At 29.6% G+C, this 20,741-nt stretch carries 15 protein-coding genes and 1 riboswitch; of the genes, 3 read left to right on the forward strand and 12 right to left on the reverse strand.

Features of this window, described 5'->3' with window-relative positions; translation table 11 throughout:
* From aroC to KQI77_RS12000, 6 genes are all read right to left on the reverse strand, one after another.
* Entirely contained in the window at window positions 1–1,080 is a 1,080-nt protein-coding gene (gene aroC, locus KQI77_RS11975) for a chorismate synthase (protein ID WP_216390673.1), read from the reverse strand.
* A complete protein-coding gene (gene aroA, locus KQI77_RS11980) occupies window positions 1,058–2,356 on the reverse strand; it encodes a 3-phosphoshikimate 1-carboxyvinyltransferase (RefSeq protein WP_216390674.1) in 1,299 nt (432 codons plus the stop codon). The genes aroC and aroA overlap by 23 nt, the downstream gene beginning before the upstream one ends.
* A gap of 92 nt (window positions 2,357–2,448) precedes the next feature.
* On the reverse strand, window positions 2,449–3,879 hold the full coding sequence (cls, locus tag KQI77_RS11985; protein WP_216390675.1) for a cardiolipin synthase: 1,431 nt from the start codon (window positions 3,877–3,879) through the stop codon (window positions 2,449–2,451).
* A gap of 17 nt (window positions 3,880–3,896) precedes the next feature.
* The gene (locus tag KQI77_RS11990) at window positions 3,897–7,241 is read right to left on the reverse strand and encodes a tetratricopeptide repeat protein (RefSeq protein WP_216390676.1); all 3,345 of its coding nucleotides are present in this window, start codon (window positions 7,239–7,241) and stop codon (window positions 3,897–3,899) included.
* A 1-nt stretch (window position 7,242) separates the two neighbouring features.
* On the reverse strand, window positions 7,243–8,943 hold the full coding sequence (locus KQI77_RS11995; protein WP_216390677.1) for a molecular chaperone HscC: 1,701 nt from the start codon (window positions 8,941–8,943) through the stop codon (window positions 7,243–7,245).
* Entirely contained in the window at window positions 8,943–10,457 is a 1,515-nt protein-coding gene (locus tag KQI77_RS12000; protein WP_216390678.1) for a lipopolysaccharide assembly protein LapB, read from the reverse strand. Before KQI77_RS12000 ends, KQI77_RS11995 begins: the two co-directional genes overlap by 1 nt.
* Window positions 10,458–10,624: 167 nt before the next feature.
* On the opposite strand from KQI77_RS12000, the gene KQI77_RS12005 reads away from it, so the two are divergent.
* Window positions 10,625–11,308 carry an HAD family hydrolase gene (locus KQI77_RS12005; protein WP_216390679.1) on the forward strand — a complete coding sequence of 228 codons (684 nt, stop codon included), beginning with the start codon at window positions 10,625–10,627 and terminating at the stop codon, window positions 11,306–11,308.
* Window positions 11,309–11,483: 175 nt separating this feature from the next.
* Here KQI77_RS12005 and KQI77_RS12010 read toward each other — a convergent pair whose 3' ends face one another.
* The 6 genes from KQI77_RS12010 to KQI77_RS12035 all read right to left on the reverse strand — a co-directional run bounded on the left by KQI77_RS12010 (window position 11,484) and on the right by KQI77_RS12035 (window position 19,290).
* Window positions 11,484–14,003, reverse strand: coding sequence for a heavy metal translocating P-type ATPase (locus KQI77_RS12010; protein WP_216390680.1), 2,520 nt, complete (start codon window positions 14,001–14,003; stop codon window positions 11,484–11,486).
* Window positions 13,996–14,373: a heavy-metal-associated domain-containing protein gene (locus tag KQI77_RS12015; RefSeq protein WP_216390681.1), complete on the reverse strand. Its 378-nt coding sequence runs from the start codon at window positions 14,371–14,373 to the stop codon at window positions 13,996–13,998. The genes KQI77_RS12010 and KQI77_RS12015 overlap by 8 nt, the downstream gene beginning before the upstream one ends.
* A 13-nt stretch (window positions 14,374–14,386) precedes the next feature.
* Window positions 14,387–14,692 carry a metal-sensing transcriptional repressor gene (locus KQI77_RS12020; RefSeq protein WP_216390682.1) on the reverse strand — a complete coding sequence of 102 codons (306 nt, stop codon included), beginning with the start codon at window positions 14,690–14,692 and terminating at the stop codon, window positions 14,387–14,389.
* Window positions 14,693–14,904: 212 nt separating this feature from the next.
* Complete coding sequence (locus KQI77_RS12025; RefSeq protein ID WP_216390683.1) at window positions 14,905–16,956, reverse strand: methyl-accepting chemotaxis protein; 2,052 nt, start codon at window positions 16,954–16,956, stop codon at window positions 14,905–14,907.
* Window positions 16,957–17,059: 103 nt separating this feature from the next.
* Window positions 17,060–18,238, reverse strand: coding sequence for a cation:proton antiporter (locus tag KQI77_RS12030; protein WP_216390684.1), 1,179 nt, complete (start codon window positions 18,236–18,238; stop codon window positions 17,060–17,062).
* Window positions 18,239–18,288: 50 nt separating this feature from the next.
* A riboswitch (Fluoride riboswitch) is annotated at window positions 18,289–18,367 on the reverse strand.
* Between the two features lie 47 nt (window positions 18,368–18,414).
* Complete coding sequence (locus tag KQI77_RS12035) at window positions 18,415–19,290, reverse strand: LysR family transcriptional regulator (protein WP_216390685.1); 876 nt, start codon at window positions 19,288–19,290, stop codon at window positions 18,415–18,417.
* Between the two features lie 121 nt (window positions 19,291–19,411).
* Here KQI77_RS12035 and KQI77_RS12040 point away from each other — a divergent pair, with 121 nt between their 5' ends.
* The gene (locus KQI77_RS12040) at window positions 19,412–19,954 is read left to right on the forward strand and encodes a chromate transporter (RefSeq protein ID WP_216390686.1); all 543 of its coding nucleotides are present in this window, start codon (window positions 19,412–19,414) and stop codon (window positions 19,952–19,954) included.
* On the forward strand, window positions 19,951–20,514 hold the full coding sequence (locus KQI77_RS12045; protein ID WP_216390687.1) for a chromate transporter: 564 nt from the start codon (window positions 19,951–19,953) through the stop codon (window positions 20,512–20,514). Before KQI77_RS12040 ends, KQI77_RS12045 begins: the two co-directional genes overlap by 4 nt.
* Window positions 20,515–20,741: the final 227 nt, after the last annotated feature.

Raw genomic sequence — 20,741 nt, forward strand, 5'->3', positions numbered from 1 at the left:
CTATCTCTCCTTTAATAAATCAAGAATTCCTATTGCTGCTACAGCTTCTATAACAGGTACAGCTCTCTGAACTATACACGGATCGTGTCTTCCTTCTATAACTAAATCTTCATTGGTTTTTGTTTGTATATTTATAGTATGCTGTTTCTTACTTATAGATGGTGTTGGTTTAATTCCTACTTTAAACACTACTGGCATTCCATTAGTAATTCCTCCTAATATTCCACCATTATTATTAGTTCTAGTCTTAACTACATCTCCATCATAATAGTAACTATCATTTGCTTCTGAACCATATAATTCAGTTATATCAAAACCTAATCCAAATTCTACACCCTTTACTGCTGGTACTGAGAATAATAGATGGGATAATCTTGATTCTACTGAATCAAAAAATGGATCTCCATATCCAGCTTTTACCCCAGTTATGGCACACTCTATTACTCCTCCAACTGAATCACCTTGTGACTTAGCATCTATTATTACATTTCTCATAGTTTCTTCTTTTGATTTATCTAGAAGCGGTAATTCTTCTTTGTTTAAACTTAATAATAAGTCACTTGATATATTAGTATAATCAAATGAATCATCTGATATATCTTTAATTTTCTTAACATGAGCTCCTATAGTTATACCTTGCTTTGCTAAAACTTGTTTGCATATAGCTCCTGCAAATACTAATGGTGCTGTTATTCTACCAGAGAAATGACCTCCTCCTCTATAATCATTGAAACCTGAATATCTTATGTTTCCACTGTAATCCGCATGACCTGGTCTCATAAGATCTTTTAATTTACCATAATCCTTTGATCTAGTATCTCCATTTCTTATTATTCCACATAAAGGAGTTCCTGTAGTTCTTCCTTCAAAGAAACCACTTAAAATTTCTGGAGCATCTTTCTCATTTCTGGCTGTTGATAATTTACTCTTTCCTGGAGCTCTTCTAGCCATTTCTTCTAATACTTTATCCATATCTATCTCTACTCCAGATGGAAGTCCATCTATTGTTATTCCAATAGCATTTCCATGAGATTCTCCGAATATAGCTACTTTAAGATTATTTCCCCATATGCCACTCATTAATATTTCCTCCTAACATCTTATAATCTTCAAAGAACCCTGGGTATGACTTAGATACACATTCATAGTCTTTAATTACAATTGGTTCTTTGCATGCAGTAGCTGCTATAGCTAACATCATAGCAATTCTATGATCTTTATGACTCCATACTTCTACTCCACCTTTAAATGAATCTACTCCACGTATTACTAGAGAATCTTCGAATTCTTCTATATTGGCACCTAACTTATTAAGTTCTTCTGCAATTGCATGTAGTCTATCACACTCTTTTATTCTTAGTCTTCCTGCATTTCTAACTTCTACTATTCCTTTTGCTAGTGCTGCTACCACTGATACTACTGGTATTATATCTGGGCATTGTGATGCATCTATTATAGTAGGATTAATCTTTCTAACCTTTCCACTAATAGCATTTCCTTCTCTTTTGAAGATAACTCCCATTCTTCTCAAAATATCTATTACTTCACTATCGCCTTGTAATGAATCTTGTTTTAAATCTAGCACATTAACTTCAGATCCTAATGCATCTGCACATAAGAAAAATGCACCTTGTGAATAATCTCCCTCTACAGTATAATCTTTGCTATGATACATCTGATTACCTTTTATAATAAATTCTTTATAATCATTATTTATTATTTCTATACCAAAATCCTTTAATGCTGATAATGTTAAGTCTAAATATCCCTTAGATTCTAACTCTGTTGTTATTATAATCTTAGAATCTCCATCTAATAATGGTAATGAGAATAAAAGTCCTGTAATAAATTGTGAACTTATATTTCCTTTAACTTTAAATTCTCCTGGTTTTAACACTCCATCAACTACAAGGTCTAAAACGTCTTTTTTGTATGTATATTTTATACCTTGCACATCAAATATATCATAATAAGTAGTTAAAGGTCTCTTACCTAGATTACCTCTTCCAACAAATCTAGTAACTCCTTCAAATACTAGGGCTATTGGAACTAAAAATCTTAAAGTTGAACCTGATTCATTACAATCTACTACTCTTTCATAATCTCTTACAACATCTATTCCTTTATAATTAATTCCTTTTACTTCTAGATAATCATCCATTTCAGTTATAACAGCTCCTAGTGCTCTCATAGCACTAACTGTTGCAATTATATCATCTGAAAAGTCTATGTTTCTTATCTTACTTATTCCATCTCCAAGTGCAGCACAGATAACCGCTCTATGTGCCATACTTTTTGAAGGTGGAATTTTAACTTCTCCTTTTAGTTTTGTTGGAGTAACTTTGTAGTTTCCCATCTTAACTTTCACCGCCTCAATTTTTTTAACATCTTTATTATGTTAATCATAACTATTATGGAGATTTTTATCAAGTATGATTTTACGTAACATTACAAAATAGGGGAAATTAATCTCATTAACGACTCCTTTATTCTAAGTCTTCTACTTCTTTTATTATACTCTTCTAGTAATAATTCCTTTGATTCTTGTATGTCTTTATAGTATTGTTTCTCCATCTCTTCTGCTATTCTATCATCATATATAAATGCATTAACTTCAAAATTCAAGCAAAAACTTCTCATATCGAAGTTTGCACTTCCAACAGATGATACCATTCCATCTACCACTATTGTTTTTGAATGTATAAATCCATTAGTATATCTGTATATCTTAACTCCTGCTTCTAATAATTCCCCACAATAAGCACTTGCTGCCCACTTCATAAATATATGATCAGGCTTATAAGGAATTATTATTCTAACATCTACCCCTGATAATGCTGATAATCTAAGAGCTTCTTGCATAGATAAATCTGGTACAAAATATGGTGTTTGTAAATATACAGTCTTCTTAGCATTATTAATCATCTTAACATAAGAATTCTTGATATACTCTTCATTATGGTCTGGCCCACTAGTTAATATTTGTATTCCTATATCACCATTTGGATTTTTTTCTTTATTGTAATAATCAGAGAAATGTTCTATCTCTTCACCTGATGCATAGCACCAATCTAAAAGAAATCTATCAGATAAGTCTCTAACAGCTTCTCCTTTTATTCTTACATGGGTATCTCTCCAATTACCTACTTTTTTATCCATACCAATATATTCATTACCAACATTGAATCCACCAGTATAACCATATTCACCATCTATAACTACTATCTTTCTATGATTTCTGTAGTTTATACGAGTATTTATATGAGGTAATATTCCTGGAAAGAATATTTCAAATTTTCCTCCCTTATTAGTAAACTCCCTAAGATATCTTTTAGTTAAGGTATAAGATCCCATACTATCAACTAATAGTCTTACCTCTACACCCTCTTCAGCCTTCTTCTTTAATATATCCAAGATAGTTTTACCTAGTTTATCACGTCTCATTATATAATATTCCATATGAATATATTTTTTAGCGTTATTTAAATCCTTAATTAGTTGGTCAAATTTATCTTTACCACTAAAAAATAATTTCACTTCATTATCTATAGTATATTTTGAATCACTAGTATTAAAGTTCATTCTAATAAGATCTATAAACTCATTGGCACTATGTTCACTTTGGTGATTTTCCCAAGTTTTAATTATCTCTTGTCGTTTACGTTTATCTATCTTCTTTTTCTCTTTAAACAACCTCTCTCTACTAAAATTCTGACCTAATAATAAGTATATTATAAAACCTAAACCAGGTAATATAATCATTATCAAAAGCCATGCCCAAGTAGTCTGTGGTTCTTTTCTCTCAATAAAAATAAGTGAAAAACTCAATATACTATTAATTATTAATATTATTACAAATGTTAAAATTGCAAAATACATCTTTCACCTCGTATTTTTTATCTCTTGAATAACCTTGAAAAAAATCCTTTTTTCTTTTCTGTTTTTGTTGTTTTTTCTCCTAATGCTTCTAATTGTATCTTTGCATTTTCATAGTTCTCATTTAGTTCTAATACTTTAAGAAAATCTATTCTAGCTTTTTTAGTATCTCCAATCTCTTTATATGCTAATCCTCTACTATAATAATAATTATATACTTCACTATCTAATTTAATAACTGCACTAAATATTGAAATAGCATTATTATAATCTCTTATTTCCATGAAAGCTAATCCAAGTCTATAATAGCTATATTCATGTTCATCATTTATATTGATAGACATTTTATAATACTTAATTGCATCTTTATATTTAGCTTGCTTAAAATAAACATCTCCAATATTTGCATATGCATAAAAGTTATTGTTATCAATTTCTATAGCGTTTTTATAATCCTCTAGTGCATCATCTAGCTTATTTAATTCTTCATATTCTATTCCTCTATTATTATAGTACATACTCTTAGGAGTATCTGAAGCATTTATAGCCTTTGTATAACAATCTATAGCATTTTCGCGTTGTTTTAATTCACTATATATTCTACCTAAATTATTAAGTGCAATAGCATCATTAGAATCAAATTCTAAAACTTTATTATAATATTTAATAGCTTCATCTCTATTACCCATAATTGATGATAATCTTGCTACATTAAAGTATCCATATTTACTGTCTGGTATATTTTCTATCTGTTTATTAAATACCTTCATAGCTTCATCATAATTTTTAAGGTCTATATATACTTCTCCTAAGTTATCATAAGCCTCTGGTATAGTATCTTGTAGGTTTATGGCTTTATTAAAATATTCTATTGCTTCATTAGGTTGTTGAATACACATATATGTTAAACCTATCTGATTAAGCGCAAAATAATAATTAGGAGTTATACTTATTGCTTTTTTAAAGTCTGATAACGCTTCATTATATTTATCTTGTAACTTGTATACAAGTCCTCTATTAACATAACAATAAGCATATTCATCATCTATTGCTAATGCTTTATTGTAATATTGTATTGCTTTATCAAGTTCATCTCTCTCATAAGCAATTTCACCTAATTCATCTAACACAAAAGGATAGCTATCATTCATCTCTAGTGCCTTTTTATATTCCTCTATAGCTTCGTCTATTTTGTTCAAGTTTCTAAGAGCAATTCCTCTATCTGCATAATAATACTCATATTCATTAGGTTCTATTTCTATTGCCTTATTGAAATATTCATAAGCCTTATTATAGTCCTTTTGATCCATATATACTCTTCCTATTTCATTGTAGGTTTGAGATTGTTCTGGTGAATACTCTATAGCTTTATTAAAGTCTGACAAGGCATTCTCAAATTTTCTTTTACTTGCGTAAGCTTTTCCTCTAACGAAGTAATAATATCCATTCTCTGGTCTCATACTTACACACTTATCATATTGAGAAATTTCCCTATCATCTCTTAAATGCTTATATACATCTCCTCTATATAAGAAATAAGACGGATCATTGTCCTTTAACTCTATAGCTTTATCATAATATTCTAAAGATGTATCATATTCCTTCTTTACATAATATATATGTCCTATTCCTATATATATTTCACTATTTTTCTTTTCTAATTCTAATGCTGCTTTATAAGTTTCTAATGCTTCATCATATCTATTCATTTCATATAATGCTGTACCTTTTTCACATAAGATATTTCCATTAACTATTCCTAGATCTTCTACTTTATCCATAAGATCTAAAACCTTTTGATATCTCTTGATCTTATTATATATCATAGCCTTTACTGCATAAGCATCTGAAAACTTCTCATCTATTCTTATGGCTATATCTAAAGATTTTAATCCATCTTCGAATCTACCCATTTCACATAATACTCTTCCCTTGTTCTTATATGCATGAGCCATATTAGGATTTATCTCTATAGCTTTATCACAATTCTCTAGTGCTTCATCTAATCTACCTAACTTGCATAATAAACTACCTTTATTGTTATACATAATATCTTTTGCATAATCTTTTTCGATAGCCTTATCATAATATTTAAGTGCTTCTTGCGAATTATCCATATCATGATACAAACTAGCTAAGCAACTAAATACCTCAGCATTCTCAGGATCTAATTCTAGCGCCTTAAGTAAATATTTCAATGCTTCTTCTTGATTGCCTAAATTATATGATGTATTAGCAATATATATATTCACTTCAACATTATTAGGATCTGTCTTCTCTAGTTCTCTAGCAACTTCTAATGCTTTATCAAATTCATTATTTTCAGTATAGCATTTAGCTAATGCTAATGAAGCTCCACCTTGTTCTAACTCATCTATATAATAATTATTTATAGTTATTAATTTTTGCTTATACTCTTCATTATATGAATACATACAACATATGCTCTCATAACATTCCTTCGCTTCTTCATAATATTCTAATGCAAATGCTGTATCTCCTATGCCTTTTATAGCAGCTAAATTAGCTTCATCTAATTCTCTTGCTCTTTTATAGTAATCATAAGAGTGCTCTATATTGCCTTCTCTAAAATTAACCTGACCTAACAATGAATTAATAACAGAACTGCTTGAATTTTCTTTAAGTAATTCTTCTAAAAGCTCTTTAGACTCTTGAACCTTATCCACTACCAATAGATATTTAGCTTTTAGTATTCTTAGATCTTCATGATACGGAGCTATAGATAGAGCTTTATCTATATTAGTCTGTACATTATAGAAGTCTGTAGTATATATATAATAATCTGCATCATAATAACATCTTATACACTCATCATAATCTACACCTTCTTCTGGTATAAACAAATCATATCTTATATTAAACTTACCATTAAGGTTAGCCATTAAGAAGTTGATATAATCCTTAGGGAACTTCTCACATAACTCATTATACTTACTCTTCCAATCAAAAAAAACATCTAACATATTCCATACTTCATTTGGAATATAATATCTATCCATAAAAAACTCTAATAATTTATTACTTATCTCTTGTGATGTATCTATTCTAAAACATATATCTTCTTGTAATAGTTCTCTCCAGTTATCTGGTTGTATTCTCAAAAAAAAGTTATCATATAATTCTCTAACTTTATCAATAAACAAATCAGCTTCTGTCTTCTCTACTTCTACATCATTATCTGTGTCTTCCTCGTATCTAAGAGCTTCCTCATAAGCTTCCCTTAATTTCTGAAATCCTTCAGGATCATCTTCTGGATGATATACGTTTAGTTTATCCATATATGCATCTTTTATAACACTTTTATCTGTAGTAGGGTTAATTCCTAATATATCAAAACAATTCATATTAATATTCTATCTCCCCTTCTATATCATTCAATAGATTCTTAAGATTCTCATATTCAGTCTCTATAATTCTCTTATCTTGTTTATCTAGTGCCTCTTCGAATTTTCTTATTCCTTCATCTATAAGTCTTCTATAGTCTCCTATAGTTTCCTCATACAATCTTTCTCCTCTTTCAATTAAGTGTCTGTTAGCATCTTCATCTTTTGGATGTATCTTAATTGATTGAAGTTCTTCTAGTCTTTCTTTTACTTCTTCTTTTGACATATATCCTGGATTCTTCTCTATTATCACTGACTTCTTAACACCTGTTGCTACAACTGTTACCTCTACTTCTAATATTCCATTTATATCATAAGTATATCTAACATCTATAGCTTGTTCCCCTTTTGGTGAAGGTGGTATAACAACTGATAATTCCCCTAAAAGTATATTATCCTTAGCTAATCTACTTTCACCTTGAAGAATCTCTACTGTTATTTTCTTCTGATTATCTCTAACTGTATATAATCTCTCAACTCTACTTACTGGAATTATTGTATTTCTCTCAATTATAGGAAAGAAGTGTCCACTTTCATAATATCCTCCTGGCTTTTCTACAGAAGTATTTGTTCCTAATGTAAATGGGCACACATCTGTTAAAACTATTTCTTTTAGTGTTTTATCTCTTTTTTTCATTGCAGCTTGTATACCTGCTCCCATTGCTACAACTTCATCAGGGTCTATATTAGTAGCTGGTAATCTTCCAAAAAGCTTACTAACAAATGTTCTTATTATAGGTAATTTAGTTCCTCCCCCTACTAATACTATAGTATCTATTTCAGATAACTTAATTGCAGCATCACTTAATGCTCTCTCTATAGGTTTTCTAAGCCTTGATAGTAATAACTCGCATTGTTTCTCATAATCATTTATAGATATCTCAAGACTATATTCCTTTTCCTCTACGATAGCTTTCATCTGAACTACTCTCTCTGTACTAAAAGCTCTTTTTGCAATTTCTGCTTGTTTTCTTATAATGTTATATTCTTTACTTCTCTCATCAGGTAATTCTATATTATTTTCTCTAGCAAATATTTCAATCAATACCTTAGTAAAATCTTCTCCACCTAAATAATTATCTCCTCCAACAGCTCTTACTTCCATTATATTTCTATATATTTCAAGTACAGACACATCAAATGTTCCTCCACCTAAGTCAAATACAAGGAATTTTGTATTTGAATTCTTCTCATGAAGTCCATAAGCAATAGCTGCTGCTGTAGGTTCATTAATAAGCCTCTCTACTTTAAGTCCTGCAAGTTCCCCTGCTCTCTTAGTTGCTCTTCTTTGAGTATCGTTAAAATAAGCCGGTACACTTATTACAGCTTCTTCTACCTCTTCTCCTAAGAATTTCTCTGCATCTTCTTTTAAACTTCTTATAATGAATGATGACAATTCTTCTGGAAGATAATTCTTATCACCTAATTTATACTCTTTTTTACTTCCCATATTTCTCTTAAATAAAGATACTGAATCATTTGGATGAGTTATTTGTCTCTCCTTTGCTATTTTTCCTACAAATATCTGTCCATTTTCATCTACACTAACTACTGATGGTGTTAACTTTTCTCCAAATGAATTATCTATAACAACTACTCCATTATCTGTATAGCATGAAATCAAACTATTAGTTGTTCCTAAATCTATTCCAACAATCGCCATTACTGCATTATCCCCCTCTTCTTCATATCCATTAAATATGCTTCTACCTTTTCATGAATATTATCATTTTTTAATATAGAACTTTGTTTATTAACTTTATCTATAAAAACATCTGCTTTATCATTTATTGTAGAATTACTAGTTATTACTTCATTAATTAAATTAATTATTGATTTATCGTTTCCTTGTTTCATATATACATACATCAATGCACAATACTTAACTAATCCTTTTGTATCTTTAGATATTTTATTATACGTATCTATTGCTGAATCAAATAATTCCTTATCAGCTTCAATAGTACACTTAACATAATTAGATAAATCATGATTATTATCAGATCCTAATGCCCACTCTATCCAATCAGTCGCACCTTGTAATTCTCCAGACTCTCTTAATATAATAGCCTTCTCTATACCTATTCTCTCATCATAATTACCACTTTCTAGTGCTTCCTCTGCAACTGCAAAGGCTTCTCTATAATTCTTCATCTTCTTATATATATATATCTTGACTATATATAAATCCACATACCATGGAGCCTTCTCTAATGCTACATTTATAACCTTTATTGCTTCTTCATATTTTTCCTTTTTAATAAGAATTCTAGCTTTTACCTTAAGCGATTCTTCTATATCATAATTCTTTTCTATAGGTTCTTCTATATATTCACTTGCTTTATCAATATCCCCTAACTTAAGATAAGTTATAGCTAAATGTATTGGTATACTAAGATTATTGTCATCAATTTCATAAGCCTTATTATACATATTTAGTGCTGTTTCAATATCATCATCAGCTTCCCTTAACATACCTTTTGCTATATATAGCTTTGCATTGTTAGAATCTAATTTTAGAGCCTTATCTATATATTGTTCTGCTTCAAATTCTTTTCCCTCGTCTCTTAATATACTAGAATATAATCTAAGTCCTTCTACATTATTCGCATCTGTATTTATTTCTTCTAATATTTCCTTTGCAGCTTCTGATTCATTTAAGTTTAGTTTTGCTAAAGCTAATTGAACTTTATCATCTATAGTTAATTGATCAAGCTTCTTCTCATACATGTCAACAATATACTTATTACACGAATTCATATATCCTACAACTTCATTCGATCTATCATATCTATATATTTCTCTATATAATTTACCTGCTTCTTCATATTTCTCATTGCTTATAGCTGCACGTGCATAACTATTTTTAATAAGAAAATCCTGAGAATCTAACTCATATGCTTTTTTTAAATCCTGATATCCCTTTTCTATATTTCCCTTGCTCATATATATCTTTCCTCTATATAAATAAGCATCTTTATTATCCGGATTACCTGCAATAACACTTGTAAATATATCTATTGCCTCATTTAACTTACTTTTAGCTACAGTAATTCTTCCCTTTAATATATCAACCCTCTCGTCTTTTGTTTCTATATCATTTAGTATTTTTTCTGCTTTGTATATGTCCCTATTCTCTATAAATTCAGATATCTCACTTATCTTTTCATCAAGCATATCCTTACTCCTTTTATTAATAAATTTGCTAGGTATATTATCTCACAAATGTCTATTAGTATCAATTATAGTAACATTACTCTTAAATATTTATAGAAATAATATATTTGTTATAATTTACTCTAATTGATATAATATAGCTTATAAATAATTATGAGGTGATTTTGATGACTAAAGCTCTTTTCTGGGATTTTCATGGCACTCTTACAACTGCAAACCATCTATGGAGCGGATCTATATACAAAGCTTTTAGTAGTATAGCTCCTAACCTTAATATTTCTCTAGACCTTTGTAGAAGTTTTACATGCAATGGATTTACCTGGGATTCTCCTGATATAGATTATATTGATAAAATAAATGATAAATGGTGGGATACGACTCTTGATATGTTCTACAAAAAATTTATAAATTCTAATATAGATATTAATATTGCTAAACAAGTATGTTCTATACTTCCAAGCATAATACAAGATGTTAACAACTATGAATTGTATCCTGATGCTATAGAAACTCTTAAACAAGTTATGGAAAAAGGTTATGAAAATTATCTATTGTCTAATAATTATCCAGAACTTGATGATATTATGGACAAGCTTGGATTATCACAATATTTTAATGGTTCTATTATTTCTGCCAAGGTAGGCTATGAAAAACCTAGGCCAGAAATATATGATATTGCTCTAAAGCTAGCTAACAATCCAGATACTTCTTATATGATTGGTGATAGTTTACGAGCTGATATAGAAGGTGGACATAATGCAAAAATGAAAACTATATTAGTACATAATAACACCCCTTCTAATGCTGATTATTCTTTTAATGATTTAATTAGTATTGTATCTATTCTTTAATTCATCAATATCAATTATTATTACTTTAAGTAAATTTCATGTAGAGCAAAAAAATTAAGTTAGCGTTTAAAATGTTGTACTTTTTAAATTTAATAAGTTTACAACATTTAGCTAACTTAATCTTGTTCTGTTTAGAAATTCTTAATGAAATTTTGCTATTTGTAAAAACATATTATTAATTTATGGATACTACAGTATAATCTTGATCCTCTACTGCTTTTTTTAGGATAGCATTATCTACATCTGAATCTAATTTAACTATAGCAGTACCTGATTCATGACTTACTGTTGCTTCTACAACACCATCAATAGCTTCTAAGGTCTTTTTTACTCTTGCTTCACAGTGTCCACACATCATTCCTTCAATCTTCATAGTTCTTTCCATACTATCTTCCTCAACTTTCTTTTTATTTTTTGTTTTAATTTTTTTATCTTTACTACTATCATACATCTTAAACATGTTTAATCTAAGCGCATTAGTAACAACACAGAAACTAGACAAACTCATAGCTGCTGCTCCAAACATAGGATTTAATGTCCATCCAAATAATTTAATCCAAACACCAGCTGCTAATGGAATACCTATTATATTATATATAAATGCCCAAAATAGATTTTCATGAATATTAGTAAGAGTTGCTCTACTTAATCTTATTGCTGCAGGTACATCACTTAATTTGCTCTTCATTAGGACAATGTCGGCAGCATCAATAGCAATATCTGTTCCTGCTCCTATTGCTATACCTATATCAGCTCTAGTAAGTGCTGGTGCATCATTTATACCATCTCCTACCATAGCAACTTTTCCTTTTTCTTTAAGAGAACGTATTACACTTTCTTTTTGTTTAGGCATAACTCCTGCAATAACTTCGTCTACTCCTACTTGTTTTCCAATAGCTCTTGCTGTTCTTTCATTATCGCCTGTTAACATAACAACGTGAATACCCATTGCTTGTAATTCTTTAACTGCTTTAGGACTGTCTTCTTTTATAACATCTGCTACTGCTATTATACCTATAAGTTCTCCAGATCTAGAGAAGAATAACGGCGTCTTACCCTGCTCTGCTAATTGTTCTGATATATTCTTCATATCTTCAGATATAGATACCCTATCTTTTAAGAATTTTAAATTTCCAGCTAGAATTGTGTCATTATCTAATACTGCAGTAAGTCCATTTCCTGCCACTGCTTCAAAATCACTTACTTCTGATATCTGTATGTCTTTATCCTTTGAATAAGATATAATCGCTCTTGCAAGTGGATGCTCACTCTTTGCTTCTACTGATGCAGCTATATGAATTAATTCTTTTTCTGATATTCCTTCTACAGTAACTATATCTGTAACTTTAGGCTCTCCGCTTGTTATTGTTCCAGTCTTATCTAATGCTATTAATTGAACCTTCCCAGTCTCTTCTAGAGATGCAGCAGTCTTGAACATAATTCCATGTTTTGCCCCCATTCCATTTCCTACCATTATGGCTACTGGAGTTGCTAATCCTAATGCACACGGACAACTTATAACTAGAACAGAAATACCTCTTGCTAACGAGAATCCAATATCCTTCCCTACTATAAGCCATATTAATGTTGTTATTATAGCAATGGCTATTACTATTGGTACAAATACACCAGACACCTTATCAGCAATCTTCGCTATAGGTGCTTTTGTTGCAGCTGCATCACTAACCATCTGTATAATCTGAGATAAAGTAGTATCTTCTCCAACTCTCTCAGCTCTACATTTAATAAACCCAGATTGATTAATAGTTGCCGCTGATACAGTATCACCAACTTCCTTATCTACAGGAATACTTTCTCCAGTAAGTGCTGCTTCATTAATAGCACTACTTCCTTCTATGACTACTCCATCTACAGGTATATTCTCTCCTGGTTTAACTACAAATATATCACCTTTTTTTACTTCTTGAATAGAAACTTCCATTTCCTTTCCTTCTCTTATTAATGTTGCAGTCTTAGGTGATAATTTCATTAAACTCTTAAGTGCATCTGTTGTTTTACCTTTAGATCTGCTCTCTAACATCTTACCTAAAGTTATTAATGTTAAAATCATTGCTGCTGATTCAAAATAAAATTCATGCATATAATGCATAACTTTAGTCATATCTCCATCAACTTGAGCACCTGTCATTGCGAAAAGTGCATATGTGCTATATACAAAAGCTGCTGATGAACCTAATGCTACTAATGAATCCATATTAGGTGCCTTCTTAAACAAACTCTTAAATCCACTTATAAAAAATCTCTGATTAATAACCATAACTATAGCTGTTAAAATAAGCTGTAAAAGTCCCATAGCAACATGATTATCTTTAAAGAATGCAGGAACTGGCCATCCCCACATCATATGCCCCATAGAGAAATACATAAGAACTATCAAAAATCCTAATGACCATAGAAGACGTTTCTTAAGTATAGGTGTTTCCTTATCTCTTAGTGCTTCTTCATCATTAACATTTATATTTTTCTCCTTAAAACCATTTTCTATACTCGCACCATATCCTGCATCTTCAACAGCCTTGATTATATCTTCAGATTTTGCTGTTCCTTCAACTCCCATAGAATTAGTCAATAGACTAACAGAACATGTTGTTACTCCTGGTACTTTTGATACTGCCTTTTCGACTCTTGCACTACATGCAGCACAACTCATTCCCGTTACTGTATATTTATCCATTTGCAATCTCCTTGTTTTCTATATTTATAACTTTAAAACCAGCCTTTTCAACTGCTAATTTTAATTCCTCGTCTGAAATCTTTCTATCCATAGATACTACAGCTATGTTTTTTCTTAAATTTACTTTTGCTACTGCTCCTTCAATATCGTTAATATATCTCTCTACAGTATTCTTACAATGATCACAATGCATTCCTTCTATACTTATTACCTTCTCAGCTATCTTCTGGTTCTCTAACTTCTTCTTCTCAGGTTTAATGTCTGGTCCTCCACCACAACATCCACCTTCACCCTTAAAATGTTTTAAACTACTTCTTATTGCAAAAAATAACGCTACGCATAATACTATTATTATTATCACATTTCCCATTATATATACACCTCTACTTCATTAATTTCTGTAATACTTCTACTAACTCATCTACAGTTTCTTCATTACCATCTCTTATATCATTAATGACACAAGATTTGATATGATTGCCTAATAATACTTTATTAAAACTGTTAAGAGCTGCTGTTACTGCTGTTACTTGAATAAGTATATCGGGACAATATGCATCTTTCTCTACCATGCCTTTTATTCCTCTTATCTGTCCTTCTATACGATTCAATCTATTAATTAAATTTTTGTATTCTTTGTCATCTCTATGCTTTTTTTTATGACAACAACATTCTTTCTCTTCCGTCATCTAATCACCATCCTTTAACACGATTATATACCCCCATAGGGTATATAATCAAGAAAAATTTTTTTCAATTAATAAACTGTATGAAATAACATAGTGAATACTATATCTTCATTTAAAAATAGAGATCCTCAGCAAATAAAAAAAACTCTTAAGTAGCCTTGCTAATTCAACTTGTTTACTTAAGAGTTTTATATTAATTTCAAATAAACTATTTACAATTTAAACTTAGATACAACATTTGTAAGTTCATCTGATATAGATTTCTGATTATTGGACATATCAGAAACTTCTGATACAACGCCTGATACTCTATTGACTGATTTCATTATTTTAGTTCCAACATCTGCAGTACTTTGGGCAGATTCTGCAATACTTTGAATTGCTTTCGACACCTCTTCCATAATCTGGCGTATATTTTCAGACATATCTGATATAGATTCTGATGTTTTTGCTATCTTTTCAGCATCTTCTCCATATTGATTAGCTATACTAACAAAGTTATTATAATCAGGCATTACAGTTTCTCCAATGAATACCAATAACTTCTTTGTGTTTTTAGAAAAATCCTCAAAAACATTTTGAACTTTATCAATAGTTATTTGTATACTACCAACTGTATCTGATGTCTCATTTGCTAATTTTCCTATTTCTGAAGCAACTACTGCAAATCCTTTTCCTTGATCTCCAGCTCTTGCTGCTTCAATAGAAGCATTTAATGCAAGCATATTAATCTGTTCTGCAATTCCAGATATTACGCTTGTCATTTCTCCAATTTCATCAACTATACTAGCCTTCTTTATACTACTCTCCAATTCCTTTTCAAATTTCTCTGAAAGTGCAGTTGCTTTATCATAAGAATTTTTACTTGATTTTTCAATACTGCTAGCTCGTTTACGAATCTCTATAACCATATCCATACTCTTCTCAGTTTCACTTGCAAGAACACTTACTGATGATTCAACTTCTTCAGTAGAGGCATTCACTTCTTCAGTTGCAGCTGACGAATTCATCATAGCTTCATTAATCTGTTGCATATAATCTTCAATATGTTTAAACTCATTTTGAAGGTTAACTGCAGATTCATTTAATTTAATACTTGACACATTCATTTTATCTGCATGTTCTGCAATACTACTTATTATACTCTTATTTTCTTCATACATATTGTTAAGTGATTCACTCATAACTCCAATTTCATCATTACTTTTTACTGTTAAATTATCAATTGTAAAATCACCTTTAGACAGTGTACCGGCAAATCTTTGAACCTTCTTTATACTACTTGAAACACGTCTTATTTGTAGAATAATAACAACTGCTGAAATAATTGTAGCAACGAAACTTATTGAAATCAAAATTGACTTAAGTGTTTTTATTGGACCATTTATCTCTGACATAGGCATTTTAATAATTAGCTTCCAATTAAGATTATCTAATGTGTCATAATATAACTTATACTCTTTTCTAGCTTCAGTATACAATACCTCTCCCTTTTCGTTAGACATTATTTCTTTACCTGCTTTAGAAAAAGATTTGTTTTTATCTTCAGTAATAACTTCTTCATTTGCTATTTTATCATCAGATACCCCGCCTAATAATACACCTGTACTACTTGTAAGAATTGCACTTCCTCCATCTCCTACTTTAACATCTTCTATAATTTGTTTTATTGTATTTAATTCTATATCTACTGTTATACAACCAATAAACTTTCCATTATCCTCCATTCGAACTGAATAAGATGACATGATTTTGCCTGATGTTTCATCATAATATGGATCTGTAATATTTACTCCTTTGTTATTCTTTGCATTTTTATAGTATTCTTGATTAAAATAATCATATTCTTTATTACTATAATCATAAGTTACATCAATAGACTCTCCATCCTTATAAATATATGGTCCCATATATTCTTCATCTTTATTGTATACATATGGTTCAAACCATATTCCACTACCTAGAACAATATCATTTTCTTTTATAATATTTTCTATCATTTTTTCATATGTATCCATATCTGTTGTATGGTATGTAGATTCAACACTATGAGAAATTGTCTTTGCCATTGCTGAAACTTCATCTAAACATTTATTAATTGCTTCTTTATTAGCTTCTAATGATGAATTCATATTATCTTTTACTTGATTTTCAATTAATTTTTTACTAGTTGAACCTGATGTAACTGTCAATATTCCCATAGACACTATAATTACTGGCAAAATAACCATTAGCATTCTTATACTTATCTTTCTAATCTTCATTTTTACTCCTCCTATACCCATTAATGCTTTTTTTAATCTCATAGTATCTTTTCGAAATATTATTACATTTCTTTACATATTTTAATTATTTAGAACACTCTTACTATTCCTTACATAATAATTTTTTATAAGTTACATCTATAAGAAATGCTCCAAGAGTTGCAGTAATCAAAATTGCAAGTACAGCCACTGTTAGAACTATATTTCCACAGCTTAATCCCATTGCCAAGGGAACTCCACCTATTGCTGCTTGTACTGTTGCCTTAGGTGTATATGCAATCATACAAAAAACTCTTTCTTTCATAGATAAGTCAGTTTTTAGCATACATAAAAATACTCCAAGTACCCTAAAACATAAAACCCCAAATATTAATATTACAGCAGCTATACCAGCTTTAGATACATAATGTATGTCTACAGTTGCACCAACTAAAACAAATAATATTACTTCTGCACATACCCATAATTTATTAAACTTCACAGACAATCTCTTGGCAACTTCACTTCTATATTTCTGTAAAGAAACTCCAACAAACATAATCGATATAAGTGCTGAAAATGTAATAACTCCTGTAATTTTATCTTCCGCTGTAACTAATATGAATGATAAACAAAGTACTATTATTACCTTTGCTGTATCACGAATATGAAACTTTTTAAAAAACTTTGCTAAAACATATCCTAAAAGTATTCCTATTATAATTCCTAAACAAATAGATATAGGTATATTCACAAAACTCATAACTGAAACCTTTTCTCCTTGTAATAAACCTGTAAACGCTGCAAATAATACAATAACATATACATCATCTACAGAAGCTCCTGCTAATATCATCTGTGGAATTCCTTTTTTAGTACCATATCCCTCTTCAGTAAGTTTAATCATCTTAGGAACAATAACAGCTGGTGATACTGCTGCAACTACAGCTCCTATAACTGCTGCTTCAAGCACCGATACAGATAATAGCTTTGGTGCTAATAACACCATTCCTATAATTTCAAATGTTGCAGGCAAAAAGCACATTAATATTGCAGATCTTCCTACTTTCTTTAAATCATTTATATTAAGTGTAAGACCTGCTCTTGTCAGAATTATTATAAGGGCAATCTTCCTTAAATCAGCTGATATTCCTAATATAGAATCATCAATAAGATTTAAAACATATGGTCCTAAAACTATACCAGTAATAATCATTCCTAATAAACTTGGAAGCTTTATTTTACTACATAGCCACCCCATAAACATTCCAACAAGCAAAATATAAGCAATACTAATTAACATAAAAAAACACTCCTTAAAACGCAGAAAAAGCTGACAATCCCTGCGTAAAAATAATCGCAGAAGTCATCAGCTTAATAAGCGGTTTTAGTATATAAAATACTTAGGGAGAACTTCATTCCCTATCTCAATTATACTAAAAATATACTTCTAGTCAATATATCTTATTTTTGTTTTTGCTATATATCTTTATTACTTAAAGCCTCTATTAATGCAAGCGTAACAGTAGATAAATATCTATCCTTTAACCATATTGCAGAAATTTTTGTTTTTAAATTATCTTGTAATATTTCATAGTATTTTATTTCATCGTTTCTTTCAAATCTAACTGCTGATTTAGGCAATATCCCTATTCCCATACCTGCTTTTGCCCATAATAATGTAGTTCTTGCATCGTCATTTATGCACATGGTATTAAGCCTTATATTCTCTCTAGCAAATGTATCATTAATTAATTGTTCAAATCTTCTATAATAAATCAATGGCTTACCTTCTAATTCACTTAAGTTTAATTGAAATCCATCTATATTAAAATCATAATCCTTGCTCATTACTGCTATCATAGGTTCTTCACATAAATCTATTTTTTCCATATCCTTTGATTCAAAAGGTGTTCTTACTATTCCAATTTCTATATCCCCTTCAATTAGCATTTGAATAATTTCATATGTATTACCTTCACGTAATTCAAATTTAACTTCTGGATATATTTTTTTATATTTCAATATAATTTGGTTTAAAATATAATACCCAGAGGAAGATCCAACTCCTAATTTTAAATATCCCTTTACTCCATTTTTATAATCTTCCACTTCTTTTATTATAGAATTATAAATAGTCATTAGATGCTTCGCTCTTTTATAAAACACTTCTCCAATGTCAGTCAATTGAATCTTTCTTGCCCCTCTAATAACTAATTGTACCTCTAATTCTTCTTCTAATAATTTAAGTTGCATACTTAAAGGCGGTTGAGCTATATGTAGTTTTTTACATGCTCTAGATATATTTCCTTCTTCAACAATTGTAATAAAATATTTAATTTGTTTTAAATCCATATACCCTCCAATTATATACTTTTATCATATATTAACTATATTAATTATATATTTTTAATATATATTATACAATGCTATACTAACCTTAGTTAAACAAATTAATAAAATGAGGTGATTATATATGAATGTCTTTTTAGATTTATTTCTAACATTTGCACGTGTTGGACTTCTTACTTTTGGTGGAGGATATGCTATGCTTCCAATAATACAAAAGGAAGTTGTTGAAAATAAAAAATGGACTACTAAAGAAGAATTAATGGATTATTATGCCCTCAGCCAATGCACTCCAGGTGCTATTGCTGTCAATACAGCTACATTTATAGGATATAAAATAAAAGGAATCCTAGGTGGAATTATCGCAACTTTAGGAGTTGTATTACCTTCCCTAATAATTATTATAATAATTGCTGCATTTATTAATAACTTCTTATATATTACTTGGGTAAAAAAAGCTTTTAATGCTATTAATATTTGTATATGTGTTCTTATACTAAATGCCGTAATCAATCTTGGTAAAAGTTCAATAAAAGATGTTTTTACTCTTATCATTTTTATTATTATTTCTCTTCTATCTATATTAACCAATATTTCACCTATTATCTTCATAATAACTTCAGCTATATTATCTATAATTCTGCAGAATATTGGAGGGACAAAAAAATGATTTTATTAAGACTTTTTTGGGAATTCTTTAAAACTGGACTTTTTTCAATTGGAGGTGGTCTAGCTACTCTTCCTTTTCTTTATGACATATCTAATAAAACTCATTGGTTTACTTATAATGATCTAACTAATATGTTAGCAATATCAGAATCAACTCCCGGACCAATTGGAATCAATATGTCAACATATGTTGGCTTCACTATTAGTGGCATTATAGGCAGTATATTAGCAACTATAGCTATCATTACGCCATCAATAATAATAGTAATTATTATATCTAAATGTCTAAATATATTTAAAGAAAGTAAATATGTACAATCCGCATTTTATGGCATACGTCCCGCTTCTACTGCATTAATTTTTGCTGCTTTAATATCCATATGTAAAATATCATTTTTTAATTTTTCAAAATATATTACACTAACAAACATAATTAACATATTAAATGTAAAAGGTTTGATTTTAGCAATTGCTTTATTTTTTTTAATGAAGCATACTAAAAAGCATCCTGTATTTTATATTTTAACTTCAGCAATAATCGGTATAATATTTAATTTTTAAAAAATAAATACTATCCCTACATGCATTATATAATGATATTTATAGTAATAAAATTAATTATTTGTTAACACATATAGCATTAACTTACTTTTTATGTAAAATAATGATATAATCCCATCTTTGACAGTTGGAAAGGTTAAAAATCCTGTAAGCCCTTATAAATTAAGGGTTACAGGATTTTATTGTATAAAAAAGTATGCGTACCTTTTTTATTTTTTAGTATCTTT

This window comes from Clostridium sp. MSJ-8, assembly GCF_018918325.1.
Taxonomy (GTDB): domain Bacteria; phylum Bacillota; class Clostridia; order Clostridiales; family Clostridiaceae; genus Clostridium.

Coding starts and splice junctions, on each gene's coding strand:
- aroC (WP_216390673.1), bottom strand. CDS start 1,080: ATGAGTGGCATATGGGGAAATAATCTTAAAGTAGCTATATTCGGAGAA.
- aroA (WP_216390674.1), bottom strand. CDS start 2,356: ATGGGAAACTACAAAGTTACTCCAACAAAACTAAAAGGAGAAGTTAAA.
- cls (WP_216390675.1), bottom strand. CDS start 3,879: ATGTATTTTGCAATTTTAACATTTGTAATAATATTAATAATTAATAGT.
- KQI77_RS11990 (WP_216390676.1), bottom strand. CDS start 7,241: ATGAATTGTTTTGATATATTAGGAATTAACCCTACTACAGATAAAAGT.
- KQI77_RS11995 (WP_216390677.1), bottom strand. CDS start 8,943: ATGGCGATTGTTGGAATAGATTTAGGAACAACTAATAGTTTGATTTCA.
- KQI77_RS12000 (WP_216390678.1), bottom strand. CDS start 10,457: ATGCTTGATGAAAAGATAAGTGAGATATCTGAATTTATAGAGAATAGG.
- KQI77_RS12005 (WP_216390679.1), top strand. CDS start 10,625: ATGACTAAAGCTCTTTTCTGGGATTTTCATGGCACTCTTACAACTGCA.
- KQI77_RS12010 (WP_216390680.1), bottom strand. CDS start 14,003: ATGGATAAATATACAGTAACGGGAATGAGTTGTGCTGCATGTAGTGCA.
- KQI77_RS12015 (WP_216390681.1), bottom strand. CDS start 14,373: ATGGGAAATGTGATAATAATAATAGTATTATGCGTAGCGTTATTTTTT.
- KQI77_RS12020 (WP_216390682.1), bottom strand. CDS start 14,692: ATGACGGAAGAGAAAGAATGTTGTTGTCATAAAAAAAAGCATAGAGAT.
- KQI77_RS12025 (WP_216390683.1), bottom strand. CDS start 16,956: ATGAAGATTAGAAAGATAAGTATAAGAATGCTAATGGTTATTTTGCCA.
- KQI77_RS12030 (WP_216390684.1), bottom strand. CDS start 18,238: ATGTTAATTAGTATTGCTTATATTTTGCTTGTTGGAATGTTTATGGGG.
- KQI77_RS12035 (WP_216390685.1), bottom strand. CDS start 19,290: ATGGATTTAAAACAAATTAAATATTTTATTACAATTGTTGAAGAAGGA.
- KQI77_RS12040 (WP_216390686.1), top strand. CDS start 19,412: ATGAATGTCTTTTTAGATTTATTTCTAACATTTGCACGTGTTGGACTT.
- KQI77_RS12045 (WP_216390687.1), top strand. CDS start 19,951: ATGATTTTATTAAGACTTTTTTGGGAATTCTTTAAAACTGGACTTTTT.